The sequence below is a fragment of the Embleya sp. NPDC050493 genome (assembly GCF_044458105.1).
GTDB lineage: Bacteria > Actinomycetota > Actinomycetes > Streptomycetales > Streptomycetaceae > Embleya.
In genome coordinates this window covers 79788-95104 of sequence record NZ_JBITHP010000007.1, presented here as the reverse complement: position 1 = coordinate 95104, position 15317 = coordinate 79788, and the positions used below count along the sequence as shown (strand labels likewise).

Below are 15317 nucleotides of genomic sequence, written 5' to 3'. Positions count from 1 at the left end.
CGGAATCGCACGCCACACCGGGCCCGCATGAGGGCCTTCTGATCGTTCCGTGCGGCACGTGGAGTCGAGGGTTGAATAGCGCCGTCGTCCTTCGACGAAGCGGCTACCGGACTCCCACCCAGCGGCAGGCGTTCGACCCCGGCATCGCCGACGACCCCTACCGGCGCGGGGCGCCGCGAAACCGGCGGTGCTCGGATCGGCGGTGAGCTGCGCGGGGGAGGTCGTGTGCGGCAGGCCGTGGCTCACGAAGGGGGATGGGCTCGATGAAACGCTCGTGCTCCACATCGGTGAGACCTTCTGCGGCGAACCAGTCGTAGCCCACGTGGCGGCCGCCCGGTTCGAGGATCCGGAAGGCTTCGTCGTGCACCCGCCACTTGTCCGGCACGTGGCAGACGGCCTCGAAACTGTGGCAGACATCGAAGGCAGCTACACCTCCAACGCCACGCGGCACAACCGAAACAGACGCGGTCTCGCGTGCGGGGTCGACTCACCTTCCGCGGTCGCGCCTGATCCGGGCCGCCACCTCGGGGACGGGCGCCCAGTGCTCACCCCGGCGTCGTACCCATGTCTCCCGCAAGGCGTTCACCTCGTGGTTCAGGTCGTCCGTGCGGAGGTCGTCCATGTTGGGAAGGGCGTATCTCCGCCCGGTCGAGTCGTACAACACGGCCGCCTGTGTCGGCTGGTCCTCCAATCCCCAGGGCAGCGTCTCGATCTCGATGCCCTGCGTGTCCGGCCACGCCACCACGCGGGTACGGAAGACCCCGCGAAGCGTCACGCCGTACCCGTCGACGACCGTTGCCCTGATCACGTGCAAACGGAAGAGCTCGAAGGACATCAACAGCGCAAACAGCCCCATCACCGGCGGCCAGAGGGAGAACCAGCCGGTCTCCGAGGCGATCCCCACCGTGGCCCCGACACCCATGCCGAGCACGAACACCAGTGGGAGCACGCACGACCCGAGGCCCAGCCGATACTCACGCCACTCCGAGGGATCCCCACGCCCGCAGGACACGACCATCAACTCCGGTGGTTCCGACCGGCAACGAAAACGCGTACGAACGATCCTCCGGACGAGCCAAGCACACCGAGCCCCGGCACGGGAGGGCACCATGGTTGCCGGCGTGCGCAGGAACGGTGTCTGTCACATCCGCGGCGCGGCGCGATCCCTACCGGAGGCGTAGGCCCGATGGGTACGTTTTTCCACGAGATCGCCACCGCGCGCTGCAGAGTGCCGCCGGCGGACACGAGGCCATGGCCCGATCCCCACCTCGATCCCTCGTCGAGCACGTGACGAACCCCGAACCGGCCTCGCGCTCCCACGCGGACATCGACGTGCCCGGGAGCCGAGGCCGGTGCGGCTTCGGGGGTGGTGAGCTACGGCGAGGGGGAAAGGAGTTCGGTGCGCGGTGCGGGAGGGGGTGATTGTTCGTCCGCCCCGGAGACGATGAGGGGTCGCAACGTGCGCGCGGCGATCCGCAGGCCCTGCAGGGTCTTGTCGAGGGTGCCGCTCCATACGGGGTCTTCGTGTTCGACGGCGATGTCGCCGTCGTATCCGGCGGTGTCGAGCGCGTTGATGATCTCCTTCCAGTCGAGTTGCCCGCAGCCGGGTACCCGGTAGCGCCACCATCCGACATCGGTGGGTGATGTGCGTCCGGCTGTCTTGCCGAAGACGCCGTAGTGGGTGCGCGCCCGCTCGTCGATCCGGATGTCCTTGGCCTGGACGTGGCCGACGATGCCGGCTCGGAGGGCGTATTCGAGTGCGTGGAGGGGGTCGATGCCGAGCCAGGGGAGGTGGGAGGGGTCGTACGCGAGGCCGAAGCCCAAGTCGGCCATCCAGTCCCACAGTTCGGGTGAGTACGCGAGGTTGGCGGGGTATCCGTCGGGGTGCCAGCCTTCCATCGGGCAGTTCTCCGCGAGCAGCCTCACGCCGCGGTCGGCCGCGTACCGGGCCAGCGGGGCCAGGTGCCGCTCGGCCTGCACGAGATTGTCGGCCACCGGCAGGGTGATGTCCCGGCCGATGAAGGTGGTGACGTGCCGGACGTCCAGGGTCGCGGCCGCGTCGACACAGGCTCGCAGGTGCTGGTGGACACGGTCGCGTTCACCACGATCGTGGTGCAGGTTGTTGCCGCAGTAGGTCACCGCCGAGATGGTCAGGCCGTGGCCGTCCATCAGATCCCGAACACGGGCTGCGTCGTCGGCGGTGAAGCCGACCACGTCCAAGTGAGCGGCCTGATGGACGTGTTCGCTGCCGACCGGCCACGCCGCCACCTCCAGCGCCTCGTATCCGGCCTGTGGCGCCCAGGCGGCGACCTGTTCCAGTGACATCCGGCCGAGCGCGGCCGTCAACAGTCCGAGTTTCATGTCCTGCCTCGCTTTCCGTGCCTACTTGGTCACGAGCCGGGTCGACCGTTGCGTCGAGCGCGGCCGGGGCACGGTGGTGGTTCGGGCCCGTGCCGTCGAGGATCGGAGCAGGTCCGAGAGCGGTTCGCCGAATCGGATCGCCTCCCGGTGGTGGCGGAGCCGTGCGAGCCATGCCGCCGTGTCCCGGCTCATGGGGTGGTTCGGACCGTGTCGTTCGTCCTGGATGCGCAGGAGCTCTTCGAGGTCGCGGATCACGCGGTCGACGACGTGCCGGTCACGCCACTCCGACCGGTCCTTCGCCAGGTGAAGGTACTTCAAGGTTTCCAGCGTGTCGGGGTGATCGTCTCCCTGGCCACGCGCGCGGTCCTCGGCCAGCGCCCGCAGGAGATCGACCGCCTCTGCCCCTTTTCCGGTGCAGACCAGGAGCTTTCCCTGGGAGTGCCGCGCGTCGGCGACGTCGGGGTGGTGATCGTCCAGTTCGTGGGAGCGGTGGACGATGACGCCGTCGTAGGCACGCACCGCGTCCTCCACACGCCCTTGTCGTCCGAGCAACCAGCAGCGCCTGCATTGCAGATGCCGCAGCATCGACGTGTCGGGGTCCCGCAGGCGGATCATCCCGGTCTCCAGGGAGCGGAACCCGTCCTCCGCCTGCCGCAAGCGGCCCTGACCCACGAGTGCCCAGTTCAGTAGCAGCGCCGTCCGCGGCTCGTGGGTCCCGAACAGGTGCTGTTCGTCGTCGCTCAGGTGACGCAGCATGGTCTCGGCCCTCCGGTACCGGCCGAGTTCGGACAGGGCTTCGGCCCAGGCGCGCCGTGCCTCGAATACCGCCGGGTGGCGGCGACCCAGGAACAGCAGTTGCGGGGACGCGGCTCGGATCAGGCGCAAAGCCGTGTGCTCGTCCCGATTCACGATCGACTTCGTTGCCAGCGTGGCCACCGCCGTCAGGACCAGCGCCGCCTCTTCGCCGCTGAACGCCCCGGCCGGGCACGTGCTCAACCGTTCCCGCCACCGCGCGATCGCTACCCGCGTTTCCCACCGGTCGTCGTCATTCATCGTCCGCAGGTCGGCGCCGGGAACCACCAGGGATTGCGACGCCTCCACCACGGTGTTCGCAGCGCGGCTCACAGCCCGACTCCCGGTGGGACGCGCCACGGTACGACGGGCAGGGACGGTGCCGGCGGCAGGTGGGATCTCGGTCCACGGGTGAATCGGCCCAAGGTCCTCGACCCGTGGCGCGTCGGTGCGCACCCGGTGGTTCGGGGTGGCGAACAGGTCGGCGGCATCCTCGTTGCGCAGGTCGGCGGAGCAGCGCGGCAGGGGCTCGGCAAAGGCCGTGTCCGCACGGTCCTTGCCCGACGGAACCACCCCTTCCCGCAGAGGCGATGGCTCCGAGCATTCGCTGTCGCCGGCGTCCGCGCGGCGCCTGTCCGCTTCCTCGTACGCGGAGAAGTCCTCGGGCCCGTCCGGGAGGACATCGAGGAGGTCGTCGTCCAGCGCGGCCCGGGCCGTCCGCGCCAACGCCGCCGCGTAGTCCGGGTCCCTGTCGGCCCGCGCTGCCTTCTCCCGCAGGATCTTCAGCACGGCGTCGATGTCCGTCCCGGGTTCCGGGTCGGTGCCTCCTGTCGCGACGGGAGGCACCGACCCGTCGCACCGCATGTCGAACCGGCGCCGCGGGCGCCCGTATTCCTCCTCCGGCAACCTGTGCGGCGCCGGGATCTCGTTGGGGCCGCGCGCGGGTTCGGGGCGGTCGGAGGTCGCGCCCCCGTCGGACGATGCGATGTCGCGTGCGGTCATGACGTCCTCACAGCCCTCTCCGGCTCATACCTCACCCTGGCCCGCTTCCGGGTCCGGTCCTGCCAACTCTTGACCGCCCCGTGCGTGACGTTCATGTCCCGGGCGATCTGGGACGCGGTCATGCGATACACGTACTGGCGCACCGCCACGGCCCTTTCCTCCTTGGGCAACGTCGCGAGGAACGCGTCGAAGTCGATCGTCCGGGCGACCTCGACGGCCGGCTCATCGATCGCTCGGCCGCATAACTCCTCCAGGAGGTCGGAGGCCGGCAGCACCGGACACCGTTTCCTCCACACGTCGTAGGCTCGATGCTTGGCGACCGTGAACAGATAGCGCCGCGGTATCGGTTCGTCCCCTCGGGCCTGCCATGCCGCCAGGAGCGCGTCCTGGGCGATGTCCTCGGCGTCCGATCTCAGGTCGGGGAATCTGCCACGCACATAGCGCACCAGGTCGGGCAGATGCTCGCGGGCGGCTCTCTCCAGTTCCGCGGTTCTTCTCCCCTCGCCCGCGCCGGACGTCACCCGGGCGGTCGCGGGATCCTCCCCGAGTCCGGCCGTGGACGTCGGCGAAGGCGGGGTCACCACACCCACCGCCTCGATCCCGTCCGTGCCCGCGGGCCGTCGGACCGGGGCAGGTCCGGCGGCTCCTCCGCGGCATCTGCACTCTCGTATCGCGACCAACCGCCGCTTCGCACCGTCGCGCCCTCCTCGGTCCGCCGACAACCACTGCACCCCCACTACCGCCCGGAGACGGCGATCGGGTTACAGGCGGCTCGAAGTTCGTTCCTCCCGGCGTCGACGACACCCGCTCCCCCGCCGACTCGGCCGCCGCCGAGCCCGATTCCCCCACCGCGACCCGGTCGAGCGTGTAACCCGACCGGGGCGCGACGGCCGTTATGGGGAACATCCGCCCCAACGAACACTCGGAGAGACCGTGGACCCCCTGCAGGCCGTCATGCTCCTCGCCGCGACGCTCGCCGCCGCCGTCATCGCACTGCTCGTCTACATCCTCGAACAGCGCGCCGGCGCCACCGGATCCGCCGCCGCGCGTTGCGGCGCGAATTCCGCCGCCTCCCTCCTGCTCCTCTACTTCACCGCGCTCGCCTCCTACCGATGACCCCGGGAAGCGCACGTCCCCGTGGCGTGGTGGTGCCGCCGTCGACCGTCCCGCCGCCGATGGAGATCGGCCTGCGCCCGTACCGCGGGCGCGGTGTGCGAGCGGCACGACGCCTGAACACACGCCCCGCTGCCGCCATGGTCCGGCGACCGCGTCACCGCGAAGCGGCTTCCACGGAAGTCACGTGCGCGATGGCCGCCTGGGCGCGGGCAGAGCGGCTCCCGAGGCCGCGCGGCGCTCGGCGGTTGGCAGCGGCGCAGCGAGGAACGGTTCCAGGAGGCCGAGCAGTCTCCCGGGGCGGTGCAGGGGGATGATGTGGCCGCAGTCGTCGATGACGTGGCCGACGAGATGATCGGCGAGCGGCCGCAGTTGCCGTTCGAGGGCCCTGCCCACGGGACGGGCCCCGATGGCCATGGTGGGTACGGTCAACCGGCCGGTATCGGCGGCTTCCCGGATCTGTTCGTTGCTCGTGGGCAGTGCCCGGTAGTACGAGAAGGCGCAGCGCAGGGCTTCGGCCCCGGTGTACGCGTGGACGAAGGCGTTTCGGACGGCGGGGTCCACGCCCTCTCCGTTGGAGCCGGTGTGCAGGAACCAGTCGATGTACCGGGCTTCGTGTCCGGTGAGTACGGTTTCCGCGAGGCCGGGTACCGCGTGGAAGCCGAACCACCACGGTGCTCCCTGGGCGAGGAATTCCTCGGCGCCGGGCAGGAGTGTGCCCAGAAGTGACTCCATGACCACGAGTTGTCGGACGAGGTCGGGGCGGCGCATGGCAAGTAGGAACGCCGGTGGGGTTCCGGCGTCGATGCCGATCACGGACGCCGAACCCTCCCCGAGGGCGTCGAGTAGGGCTTCGGCGTCGGTGGCGAGCGTTCCGGCGTCGTAGCCGTCCCGTGCGTGCGTGCTTGCGCCTGTTCCTCGCAGGTCTGGTGCGATCACTCGGTATTGCCCGGCGAGGCCGTCCAGGACGTGGGTCCACAGCTGCCAGGTGTGCGGGAAGCCGTGCAGCAGGAGCACGGCCGGCCCCTCGCCGGCGAGGGCCACGTTGAGGTCGACGCCGTTGGCGGTGACGCGCCGTAGTTCGATCCCCGACGGGCGATTGGGTGTGTGGCGCGGTGCGGTGGGCACGGCGATCCCCCTGTGTGGTTACGAATGGTGACAACAAAACGATAGGTAACTAGGGTGAGGGGGCCAAGACCGCACTTCTGCCACAGGTGGTGAGTTCCAGGTGACCTCCTCGACGCGGCGCCTCCCGCACGGGAATCGTGGAGATCTGTTCGATCCGCAGTGTCCGACCCGCCGTCTGCTCGACCGGATCGGCACGAAGTGGACGTCCATGACCATCAAAGTGCTGGCGGAGGCGTCCCCGCAGGAGGTGCGCTTCGCGGAACTCCAGCGCAGGATGGCCGGCGTCTCGCAGAAGATGTTGTCGGTCACCCTTCAAGGGCTGGCCCGTGACGGCCTGGTCAGCCGTCGGGTGGAAGCGTCGGTGCCGCCACGCGTGTACTACGGGCTCACCCCGCTCGGCACGACCCTGGAAGAACCGCTGGCCGCGCTTCGTGAGTGGGCCGAGGAACACATGGCCGAGGTCGACCGCGCAAACCGGCGCAGCGGGGAACACACGGCCGACGACTGATCACACCGCAAGCCGGCGGACAGAGCACCTCGATCGAGATGCCGTACGAGATCGACGTGACGGAGCGGGCGAGGTCGGCGGCACCCGCGTCGGGAGGCAGGTCGCCGTCGACGCGGGTGCGCTCGAAGCGTTCCCGGAGCGCGATCTCGCCCGCGCGGCGGCGAGCGTTGAGGTCGTCCCGGACCGGGGCGGCCTGGTCTCCCGTGGTGACGCCGCTCTGCACGATCACGCATCCCGTGCCCGGATCGTCGGGGGATGTGGCCACCTCGACCGCTCCGGATGGCTCCGCCGCTACGTCGTCCGCTCGGTGGAGAGTGCCGCGCGCGTCGTCTCATCCGGTTGCGCCGGGCGCGCGGGGCGGAAGAGAGTGAGCGCCGTGGCGGCGGCGAGTCCGGCGCTGATCGCGGCGGCGCCGAACGCGGTCGCGACACCGTGCGTGAGGACGTGTTCGGCGCTCTGCGTGGGGGGCGCCCCGCGCGTCGCGGCGCCGAACACGGTGACCCACACCGCCAGCCCCAGGGTGCCTCCCATCCACTGCGTGGTCTGCAACAGCCCCGACGCCGCGCCCGATTCGTGCGCCGCGACGCCCGACAGGCCGTAAATGTTCAGCGGCGTCATGGCGATTCCGGCGCCCGCTCCGATGAGTATCACCGGTCCGAGGACGCCCGTCGGGTACCCGGTGGCGTCCCCGAGGCGGGCAAGCCACACGAACCCGGTGGTGCAGGCCAGCGCGCCGACCACCACCGGCCACGCGGTGCCCACGCGCCGGGCGAGCGCGGGCGCGACCCTGGCCATCGTGAACTGGGCGGCCATCAGGGGCAGGAAGGCCAGGCCGCTCTCGACCGGGCCGAAGCCCCGCCCTTCCTGGAAGTACCGGGCGAGCATGAAGAGCACGCTGAACATCGCGGCCGAATAGAACGCGACGATGGGCAGTACCCGGGCAAGGGTGCCGGTCGCGGCCAGGCGCAGCGGTAGGACGGGTTCGGCGGCGCGCCGCTCGACCAGCCCGAACGTGGGCAGGAGGACGGCCGCGGCGGCGAGGCCGACGATGGTGCGGTCGTCGTGCCAGCCGTCGGACGCTGCGCGGATGAAGGCGTACACCAGGGCGGTGATTCCGGCGGTGCCGAACAGCGCGCCGGCGAGGTCGAAGCGTCGGCGGAGGGCCGGGGCGGGCCGCTCCGGCTCACGGACGACCCGCCCGGCGAGCGCGAGGAGCAGCGCGCCGAGCGGCACGTTGACGAGGAAGACCCAGCGCCAGGAGGCGAGTTGGGTAAGCACTCCGCCGAGGATGAGGCCGACGGACGCGCCGCCGCCGAGGACGGCCGAGTACCACGACAGGGCGCGCGCCCGTGCGGGCCCCTCGAACGTGCTGACGATGAGGGCCATCGTGCTGGGCCCGACGAGCGCGCCGCCGACGCCTTGCAGGACACGGGCGCCGACCAGCCACCAGGCCCACGGTGCGAGGCCCGCGAGTAGCGACGCCACGGTGAACAGGAGGACGCCGGCGAGGAACATCCGGCGGCGCCCGAATGCGTCCCCGAGCCGCCCGCCGAGCAGGAGCAGGCCGCCGAAGGCGAGCGTGTACGCGTTGAGTACCCACGATGACGCGGTCGGCGAGAGGTCGAGGGCTGCGCCCATGTCCGGCAGTGCGAGGTTGACCACGGTGACGTCGATGCCGATGAGCAGCATCGAGCCGGTGACGACGGCGAGTACGAGGCCGGCCCCCCGGGCTGCGGGCCCGGGTGGGCCGCCGGAAGACCCGGGTGAAGAACCGGCCGGCGCGTCGGATGACGCCTCGGACGCGTGGGACGGGTTGGACCCGTTGGACGCGGTGGTAGAGGGCATGGCTGATCTCCGAAGGTCGGGGCAGGGGAATTTAAGAGACCGACGAGTCTCCTATGAGGACTATAGGAGACCGAACAGTCTCTTACAAGGAATTGGGGATACTGGAGTCCGCAGACGAGAAAGGTGACCGCGTTGGAACCCCCCACCGGAGAATCCCGCCACGCCGCGGCGTCACCCACCCGACGGCGCGGCCGCGAGCTCCAACAGGCCATTTACCAGGCGACCTTCGAGCAACTGCGCGAGGTCGGCTACGCGGGCCTGACGATGGACGGCGTAGCCGCCGCCGCGCGGACCGGCAAGGCCCCGCTGTACCGGCGCTGGCCCGACAAGGACGCCCTGCTCGTCGACGCGCTGCGCGACCGACTGCCCTCGGCCGACGACATCCCGCTCGTCGGCGATCTGCGATCCGACCTGATCGCGATCCTGCGGTTCCTGCACAGCGCGTGCACGATCAGCGCCGACACGGCCCTGCAAACGGTCAAGCAGCAGTCCCAGGCCACACACGCGATGGTGCGCGAACGCATCTCCGAGCCGACCCGGCGCCTGATACTGCAGACCATGCGCGCGGCGGAAGAGCGCGGCGAGACCCGCCCCGGTTCCGCGACCCCCCTCACCGCCCGCGTCGGCCCGGCCATGATCACCTACCAGAACCTGAGCGCACCCGCGGAACTCACCGACGAATTCGTGGTGTCGGTCGTCGACGAGGTCCTGCTCCCCATGCTGCGCGGCCAAGCCTGAGCCCGGCGGTCACCGCGTCGCCCACACCCGGCACCCACGTCGGGCACGCACGTCGACCAACCGCCGGGCGGCCACGACTGCTCGTGGGCCGAGTGCGGCAACCGGGCCGAGGCCCGCGCCCACCATGCCCGAAGCCGCCCGACCGCCGTCCCGTCCGGGACGACCGGGGGACGAGGAGTCGGACGCCGACGAACGGCGGGCGCTGCGAGACGAGCGCGCCCGCCGAAACGCGGCCGACCTCCTCGACTCCCATGTGCCGCAAGCGTTGTATGCCTCGGCCCCCGACTCTCGGACCACTACCTGCCCGCCCGAGGCGGAGCCGGTCGCTAGGGCGCGTACTGCAGGCCCTGGACCGCCGTCACGTACCAGTCGCCGGCGGCTTGGGACTTTCTCCTGGCCAGTGTCTGGTTGTTGCTGTCGAGGTTGTTGTACTGGACACCTCGCCACCCGGAGGTGAGGTCGGTCTGGGTGATGGGGCCGAAGAGTTGGCCGACGACCGAGGCGTCGTAGGTCTGCGCGGAATGGAGTTCCTGGTCCCGCGGGACCTGCCCCTGGATGTTGACGTTGCAGGTCCTCTCGACGAGCTCGGCGTCCTGGACCTCCTGGTAGACGCAGTGGGCGTCGCTCGGCCCGTCCAGCACGCGCGACCAGGCGTTGCCGACGGTCTGCATCTGCCGCCGCACGGCGTCCTGCCTGAGGTCGATGCCGGTCTCCTCGAAGAACTCGATCCGGCCCCCGGTGATCACGTCGGGGGCGACCACGGAGCCTCCGGGGATGACGAGTTGCCCCGACCCGTTCAGAACCGTGGGCGCGGTCGGGTTGCCGCCGAAGCGGGACCCGTACACGTTCTTCCAGGCGACCAGGACCCGATACTGCCTGGGGTTGGCGGTGGGGATGTCGTAGATCAGATGGTAGGCGTACATCGCTTCACCTCTCCTTCGACGTGTGTCGCGGTCGGAGTGGCGCGGCCCCGTCGGCGCGTGCCGGATCCGGGGGACACCCGGTTCCCGGGATGCGAACTCCGGTGACAGGCGCGCCCCGACGCTGTTCGGGAACGGTTCACCTGCCCCGGCGAGTCGGCACGATCGCCGGCGGGACCCGGATGGTCCCGCCGGGGAGGTTCGGTTTGCCGTGCGGCCCCCGAAATGGTTGCGATCCCTGTGCCGACCTACCGTTGTCCCTCATCACAAGCCCCCCGGCTCGATGAGTGCGTCCAGGTACGAAACGACCGATACGGCGTCGATCACCCTCACTCTAGGCACTTCGCCCATCGCTCTGCAGCCGTATGGATACACAGGCGAGGTTTGGCGCAATTCCATGCCATGTCACTCGAAGTGGCCAGATATACCGCATGCCCGGCCGTCACCCGGCAGCGCGACGGCACGGTCTCCGGACGCGCCCGCGCGATGCCCCGGCTGCGGCGCGGCGCGCGGCACCCTCACCGCAGCGACGTCCGCTCGACTCGGGATGTTCCGCCGCGGGTGTGGCGTCCCGGGCGAACGGGCCGCCCCCGTACTCGGTCCGTCCCGCACCCGCACGACGTCTGCCGTGCGGGTGCGGGACGGCTCTCGTCCCGGACACCGTGGTCGGGCCGCGTGGTCGCCTTCCCGAGTGATGCCCTCGACCGGGTGGGCCGGCCGGTCGGGTGTCGCTAGTTCTGTTTGATCGCGGAGATGTCGAACTCCAGGACGACCTTGTCCCCGACCAGCACGCCGCCACCTTCCAGAGCCGCGTTCCAGGTGACGCCGAAGTCCTTGCGGGAGATGGTCACCGATCCCTCCAGACCGACCCGCAGGTTGCCGGAGGGATCGACGGCGTTGCCGGTGTACTCGAAGTCGACGGCGACCGGGCGGGTGGTGTCCTTGATGGTCAGGTCGCCGGTGACGCGGAATTCGGTATCGGAGCGAGGCTCGACCGAGGTGCTGCGGAAGGTGATGTCGGGGAAGTTGGGAGCGTCCAGGAAGTCGTTGGTGCGCAGGTGTTGGTCGCGCTGTTGGACGCCGGTGTCGATGCTCTCGGCCTTGATCACCACACGGCCGGTGGATCGGGCCGGGTCTGCGCCGTCCAGGTGGGCGGTGCCCTCGAACCGGTGGAACGCGCCGCGGACCTTGGTCACCATGGCGTGGCGGGCGACGAAGCCGATCCGGGTGTGAGCGGGATCGAGGACGTAGTCTCCGGTGAGTTCGGACATTTGCACGGTCATGATCGTATACCTCGGAAAGATCGGGATTCAGGCGATGTGCCCGGATCGTTCCGAACCCACGTTAGAGTGCGACCCGCTCCCGTCCCGGCCGGACGCACGGGCCGGCGGTCAAGTGCACTCCGACCAACGCTGGACGATTGCCCGCCGGCCCCTCGACGGCCTCTGTCCCGACCGCGTACCGATCGACCGAACGCCCGCATGGCTGTGGGCGGTTCGGTACGAGCCCGGGACGGTTGCAGGAACTCCCGCGAGCTACCGTGGTGTCCCTGTCCGGGAAGGGAACGCCGGTGGAAGAGCTGGTCGGAATGTTGCTCGGCGCGACGGTCGGGCGATTCATCCGGGTCGACGACAAGAAGTACTGGGCCAGACAGCGGGCCGCCTTCGATGAAGGACGGGAGGTGCAGACCCGCGCCTACGTGTTCGGGGATCCGGGCTCCGGTCGCTCCTTTCCGAAGCCGCCCGAAGGCGGGCTGGGACTGTCCAGGAGGCAACTGGCCATCTTTCCCTTCGAGGCGTCGCCGCTGCTGCTGCGCCGAACACTGCCGCTCGACAGGTTCTCGGTCGACGTACTGCGCGATCGGACCGACGCGAACCCCGGTTGGCAGGTACGGGAGTGGCGGATCGCCGAGTGTGTCTCGGAGGGGCGACCGCTGCTGGTATTCGCCCACGGGGAGTTCCTGCGGCTGCTCCAGGATGCGGTCGTCGCCGCGCGGTCCGGTCGGGACTGACCACTCGGCCGGTCGGATGCTGCGGTGGCCGTGTTGCCGGGTGGTCGTTTTCGGTTCGTAGAGGAGGTTGCGGGGCCGTTCGGGGGCCCGGAGAAGGCTTGCGGGCGAATCGGCGCGGGGTGGGGGTGCTATGCGGTCCGGGGTTCGGTGGGTCTCGGGCCCATGGCGTTGACGCGCTCCGGCGGGCGCAGGTCGACCATGCGGCGTGTGCCCCACAGTCGGTCGTAGGCGTACGTCGCGTGGATGCCGAGCCTCAGGGCCAGTCGTCGAGCGCGCGACCAGCCGAGCAGGTGACCCATGCGGGCCATCACCGCGAGGCTCACGTCACGGTTCACCTTGATTTCGGCGCGGGCGGTCCTGCGCAGGGCGCGCCGGATGTCCGCCGCACCGGCGCGCGCGGACAGGCGCAGCAGTTCCTCGTGGCAGTACGCGAGGTGGTTCTCCTCGTCGTCGCAGATCATCCGAATGCCTTTGCCGATGTCGGGCTCGTCGCCGAGGTATCGGCGCAACATCCGCATGTCCTCGGCGGCGCGCTGTTCGGTGACACGGCTGTGCACCAGGTATTCGACGATGTCGACCTCGGTCAGCGGCTCGCCGCGGCGCAGCCGGTCGTGGGCGAGGCCGAAGCCTTGGCGTTCGAGCAGCATGCAGTAGTCCGTCTCGGGCGGGACCTCGACCGGATCGAGCCCGCGGCGGTGCAGCATGGCGTTGAAGATGCGTCCGTGCTTGTCTTCGTCGGCGCCGTGCCGCGCGATCTTGGGGGCGAGTTCCGGGTCGGGGACCAAGGCGGCGATTCGCCCGTTCTCCCACCCGCCCTGGCTCTCGCCTTTTGCCGCGATGCTGCAGAACAGGCGGAATGCCTCGTCGTCTCGGTGGATCTCCCGAAGGATGCCGCGGGGGCTGAGCATGACCGGGCCCTCCATCTCCGCAGGCACTGCGTGTGCCGCTGAACTCGGTCATGGGACCAGGTACGGGAACAATCGTCGGATGAGCGCGCATACCACCTCGCGGTGAAGCGAAACCGGTGATCGATCCACAACCTTTGCCGCTGTCACCGCCGACGCCCACCCCCACGCCTCGCATGACGACGAGGCGTCGTCTTGGCCATGCTCCGCGCCGCATCGCGTCCGGGTGCGCGGGCGTGCGCGGCACCGCACGGTGCGGCCCGGCGGCACGCATCCGCGAAACCCGGCCACCCCGGGGCCGGGCCCCCTGTTCGAGGCACCGACCGTCGCCGACCTCCCCGAACGCCTCCGAACGGATCGCGCCGCCGACGACTGCGATCGTTCGACCTCGCGCCCGTGCGGTTCAGCCGTTCGGCACCCAACTGCCGTGGAAGCCGAGTGGCACCATGACGGGCAGGTGGACACGGGCGACGGGTTCGCCGGTGAAGTCCCGGGCGGCCAGGACGACGAGGTCGGTGGCGTTGCGCTCGGGATTGTTGACGTAGGCGAGGACGTAGCCGTCGTCCTCGGCGGGGCGCGCGGGTCCGGACGGCGGCGGGCCGACCGCGCCCCGGTCGGCCGGGACGAATACCGGCTCGCTCGCGTCGGCGCCGCGCGGAAGCCGTTGCACCTGTGTGGTGCCGCGCAGCAGGTCGTGCTTGACGAGCGCGTTGCCGGGCCGGACGCCGGTCTCCCCCACCGACGGCCCGTAGGCGCGGAACAGTTCGACGGATGCCGCGGTGTAGCCGTAGCGGTGCCGCCTTCCGGTGTATGCCTCGTTGACGCGGGGGAACTCCTGCGGGCGGTCGTCGACGAGTTCGGTCCGTACGACGCCGTGCACGGGGTCGATCGTCCAGCGATGGAGCGAGGGTGGTCCGGCGGCGGCCGGGCCGCCGAGGCCACGTCCGGCGACCTCGAAGGGGGCGGGCATGCGGGTGAAGTCGACGACGACGCGCCCACCGTCGTCGTACGCGTTGAGCGTGTGCGAGAAGTAGAACGGCGGGATGTCGAACCACGTGGCCGAACCACCGCCCCGCGGCAACAGCCCGACCCGGGCCGGGTGTCGCTCGTTCCAGGCGTAGGGTACGGGCGCCCCGGCTCGGGCGGCCTCGGCGTCGAAGGTGATGGGGTTGTCGAAGAGGACGACGTACTTCTCGGTGAGGGCGAAGTCGTGCATCATCGGCGAATCCGCCACGGGAACGCGCGTGGTTCGCGCAACGTGACCCGCTCGGTCCAGCACGATGTGGCGCACATGGTCCCACTCGATGGCGTATGTCACCGCGTGGAGTTCGCCGGTGTGCGGGTCGAACTTGGTGTGCGCCGCGAAGGACCCGTCGAGGGTACGGTCGAAATCGCACAGCCCGACGGTGTTCAGGTCGCCGTCGAGTTCGTAGGGCAGCGGTCCGCCTTCCTGGAGCGCCAGGATGCGACCGCGGTGCCCGATCACGTGGGTGTTGCCCGCGAAGTCCTCGGCGGGAGGCGGTTGGGGGCCTTTGTAGGGTTCGCCGAGCCGGGCGGCGACGTCGGCGGAACGGACCCAGCGGCTGCGGTACCACTCGGCGCGACCGTCGCGCAGACGGAGGCCGTGGACCATGCCTGCGCCCAGCATCCAGTGGTGCGCCTTGGGGTCTTCGAGGCCCAGAACGTTCGGACCGTTGCGCAGATAGCGGCCGTCGAGCGCACGGGGCAGGCGGCCCGTCACGGGGAGGTCGAAGGCGCTGACCTCGCGGCGCCGAGGGGCGAACGCGCCTTCCAGGAAGGGGAACCGCCGACCGTCCGCCGCGCCCGCGTCGGCCGGTGACGCGGGCGGGGCGGCGAAAGCCGGACCGGACGCTCCCAGGACGGTCGCGGCGAGGCCGGCCGCCGCGAGTGCGCCGCCGCGCAGGACATTCCGTCGCGTGGGGTTGTTCATGACGCAACTCCGTTTCGTAGTCTGCGCGTCCAGCGTGGCGCGG

At 70.4% G+C, this 15317-nt stretch carries 15 protein-coding genes; 4 read left to right on the top strand and 11 right to left on the bottom strand.

Going from position 1 to position 15317, the window contains the following annotated elements; all coding sequences use genetic code 11:
* Nucleotides 1–157 precede the first annotated feature (157 nt).
* From ACIBM5_RS16275 to ACIBM5_RS16255, 5 genes are all read right to left on the bottom strand, one after another.
* Entirely contained in the window at nucleotides 158–451 is a 294-nt protein-coding gene (locus ACIBM5_RS16275) for a methyltransferase domain-containing protein (RefSeq protein WP_396007447.1), read from the bottom strand.
* A gap of 36 nt (nucleotides 452–487) precedes the next feature.
* On the bottom strand, nucleotides 488–949 hold the full coding sequence (locus ACIBM5_RS16270; RefSeq protein ID WP_396007446.1) for a PH domain-containing protein: 462 nt from the start codon (nucleotides 947–949) through the stop codon (nucleotides 488–490).
* Nucleotides 950–1374: 425 nt separating this feature from the next.
* Entirely contained in the window at nucleotides 1375–2361 is a 987-nt protein-coding gene (locus ACIBM5_RS16265; RefSeq protein ID WP_396007445.1) for a sugar phosphate isomerase/epimerase family protein, read from the bottom strand.
* 21 nt (nucleotides 2362–2382) lie between these two features.
* Nucleotides 2383–4155 (bottom strand): hypothetical protein, encoded by a 1773-nt coding sequence (locus tag ACIBM5_RS16260; protein ID WP_396007444.1) that lies wholly within the window; start codon nucleotides 4153–4155, stop codon nucleotides 2383–2385.
* The gene (locus ACIBM5_RS16255; protein WP_396007443.1) at nucleotides 4152–4745 is read right to left on the bottom strand and encodes a sigma-70 family RNA polymerase sigma factor; all 594 of its coding nucleotides are present in this window, start codon (nucleotides 4743–4745) and stop codon (nucleotides 4152–4154) included. The genes ACIBM5_RS16260 and ACIBM5_RS16255 overlap by 4 nt, the downstream gene beginning before the upstream one ends.
* A 343-nt stretch (nucleotides 4746–5088) precedes the next feature.
* On the opposite strand from ACIBM5_RS16255, the gene ACIBM5_RS16250 reads away from it, so the two are divergent.
* Nucleotides 5089–5271, top strand: a complete 183-nt coding sequence (locus ACIBM5_RS16250; protein ID WP_396007442.1) for a hypothetical protein — start codon at nucleotides 5089–5091, stop codon at nucleotides 5269–5271.
* Nucleotides 5272–5451: 180 nt separating this feature from the next.
* Here ACIBM5_RS16250 and ACIBM5_RS16245 read toward each other — a convergent pair whose 3' ends face one another.
* Complete coding sequence (locus ACIBM5_RS16245; protein WP_396007441.1) at nucleotides 5452–6396, bottom strand: alpha/beta fold hydrolase; 945 nt, start codon at nucleotides 6394–6396, stop codon at nucleotides 5452–5454.
* 100 nt (nucleotides 6397–6496) lie between these two features.
* Here ACIBM5_RS16245 and ACIBM5_RS16240 point away from each other — a divergent pair, with 100 nt between their 5' ends.
* The gene (locus ACIBM5_RS16240; protein WP_396007440.1) at nucleotides 6497–6904 is read left to right on the top strand and encodes a winged helix-turn-helix transcriptional regulator; all 408 of its coding nucleotides are present in this window, start codon (nucleotides 6497–6499) and stop codon (nucleotides 6902–6904) included.
* Nucleotides 6905–7195: 291 nt separating this feature from the next.
* On the opposite strand, the gene ACIBM5_RS16235 is transcribed toward ACIBM5_RS16240, so the two are convergent.
* On the bottom strand, nucleotides 7196–8749 hold the full coding sequence (locus ACIBM5_RS16235; protein ID WP_396007439.1) for an MFS transporter: 1554 nt from the start codon (nucleotides 8747–8749) through the stop codon (nucleotides 7196–7198).
* Between the two features lie 123 nt (nucleotides 8750–8872).
* Between ACIBM5_RS16235 and ACIBM5_RS16230 the strand changes: the two genes are divergently transcribed.
* Nucleotides 8873–9487 carry a TetR/AcrR family transcriptional regulator gene (locus ACIBM5_RS16230; protein WP_396007438.1) on the top strand — a complete coding sequence of 205 codons (615 nt, stop codon included), beginning with the start codon at nucleotides 8873–8875 and terminating at the stop codon, nucleotides 9485–9487.
* Between the two features lie 326 nt (nucleotides 9488–9813).
* Here the strand turns inward: ACIBM5_RS16230 and ACIBM5_RS16225 are convergent, their stop codons facing one another.
* Together ACIBM5_RS16225 and ACIBM5_RS16220 are read right to left on the bottom strand one after the other, a co-directional pair.
* Nucleotides 9814–10410, bottom strand: a complete 597-nt coding sequence (locus ACIBM5_RS16225) for a hypothetical protein (RefSeq protein WP_396007437.1) — start codon at nucleotides 10408–10410, stop codon at nucleotides 9814–9816.
* A gap of 728 nt (nucleotides 10411–11138) precedes the next feature.
* Complete coding sequence (locus ACIBM5_RS16220; RefSeq protein ID WP_396007436.1) at nucleotides 11139–11690, bottom strand: YceI family protein; 552 nt, start codon at nucleotides 11688–11690, stop codon at nucleotides 11139–11141.
* A 287-nt stretch (nucleotides 11691–11977) separates the two neighbouring features.
* Here ACIBM5_RS16220 and ACIBM5_RS16215 point away from each other — a divergent pair, with 287 nt between their 5' ends.
* Nucleotides 11978–12418, top strand: a complete 441-nt coding sequence (locus ACIBM5_RS16215) for a hypothetical protein (protein ID WP_396007435.1) — start codon at nucleotides 11978–11980, stop codon at nucleotides 12416–12418.
* A gap of 128 nt (nucleotides 12419–12546) precedes the next feature.
* On the opposite strand, the gene ACIBM5_RS16210 is transcribed toward ACIBM5_RS16215, so the two are convergent.
* Nucleotides 12547–13326, bottom strand: a complete 780-nt coding sequence (locus ACIBM5_RS16210; protein WP_396007434.1) for a ferritin-like domain-containing protein — start codon at nucleotides 13324–13326, stop codon at nucleotides 12547–12549.
* Between the two features lie 400 nt (nucleotides 13327–13726).
* On the bottom strand, nucleotides 13727–15274 hold the full coding sequence (locus ACIBM5_RS16205) for a carotenoid oxygenase family protein (protein ID WP_396007433.1): 1548 nt from the start codon (nucleotides 15272–15274) through the stop codon (nucleotides 13727–13729).
* Nucleotides 15275–15317 lie beyond the last annotated feature (43 nt).

Excerpts from the sequence above, each read along its gene's own strand:
- ACIBM5_RS16265 (WP_396007445.1), bottom strand. The coding sequence starts at position 2,361 with ATGAAACTCGGACTGTTGACGGCCGCGCTCGGCCGGATGTCACTGGAA.
- ACIBM5_RS16220 (WP_396007436.1), bottom strand. The coding sequence starts at position 11,690 with ATGACCGTGCAAATGTCCGAACTCACCGGAGACTACGTCCTCGATCCC.
- ACIBM5_RS16205 (WP_396007433.1), bottom strand. The coding sequence starts at position 15,274 with ATGAACAACCCCACGCGACGGAATGTCCTGCGCGGCGGCGCACTCGCG.
- ACIBM5_RS16210 (WP_396007434.1), bottom strand. The coding sequence starts at position 13,326 with ATGCTCAGCCCCCGCGGCATCCTTCGGGAGATCCACCGAGACGACGAG.
- ACIBM5_RS16260 (WP_396007444.1), bottom strand. The coding sequence starts at position 4,155 with ATGACCGCACGCGACATCGCATCGTCCGACGGGGGCGCGACCTCCGAC.
- ACIBM5_RS16235 (WP_396007439.1), bottom strand. The coding sequence starts at position 8,749 with ATGCCCTCTACCACCGCGTCCAACGGGTCCAACCCGTCCCACGCGTCC.
- ACIBM5_RS16225 (WP_396007437.1), bottom strand. The coding sequence starts at position 10,410 with ATGTACGCCTACCATCTGATCTACGACATCCCCACCGCCAACCCCAGG.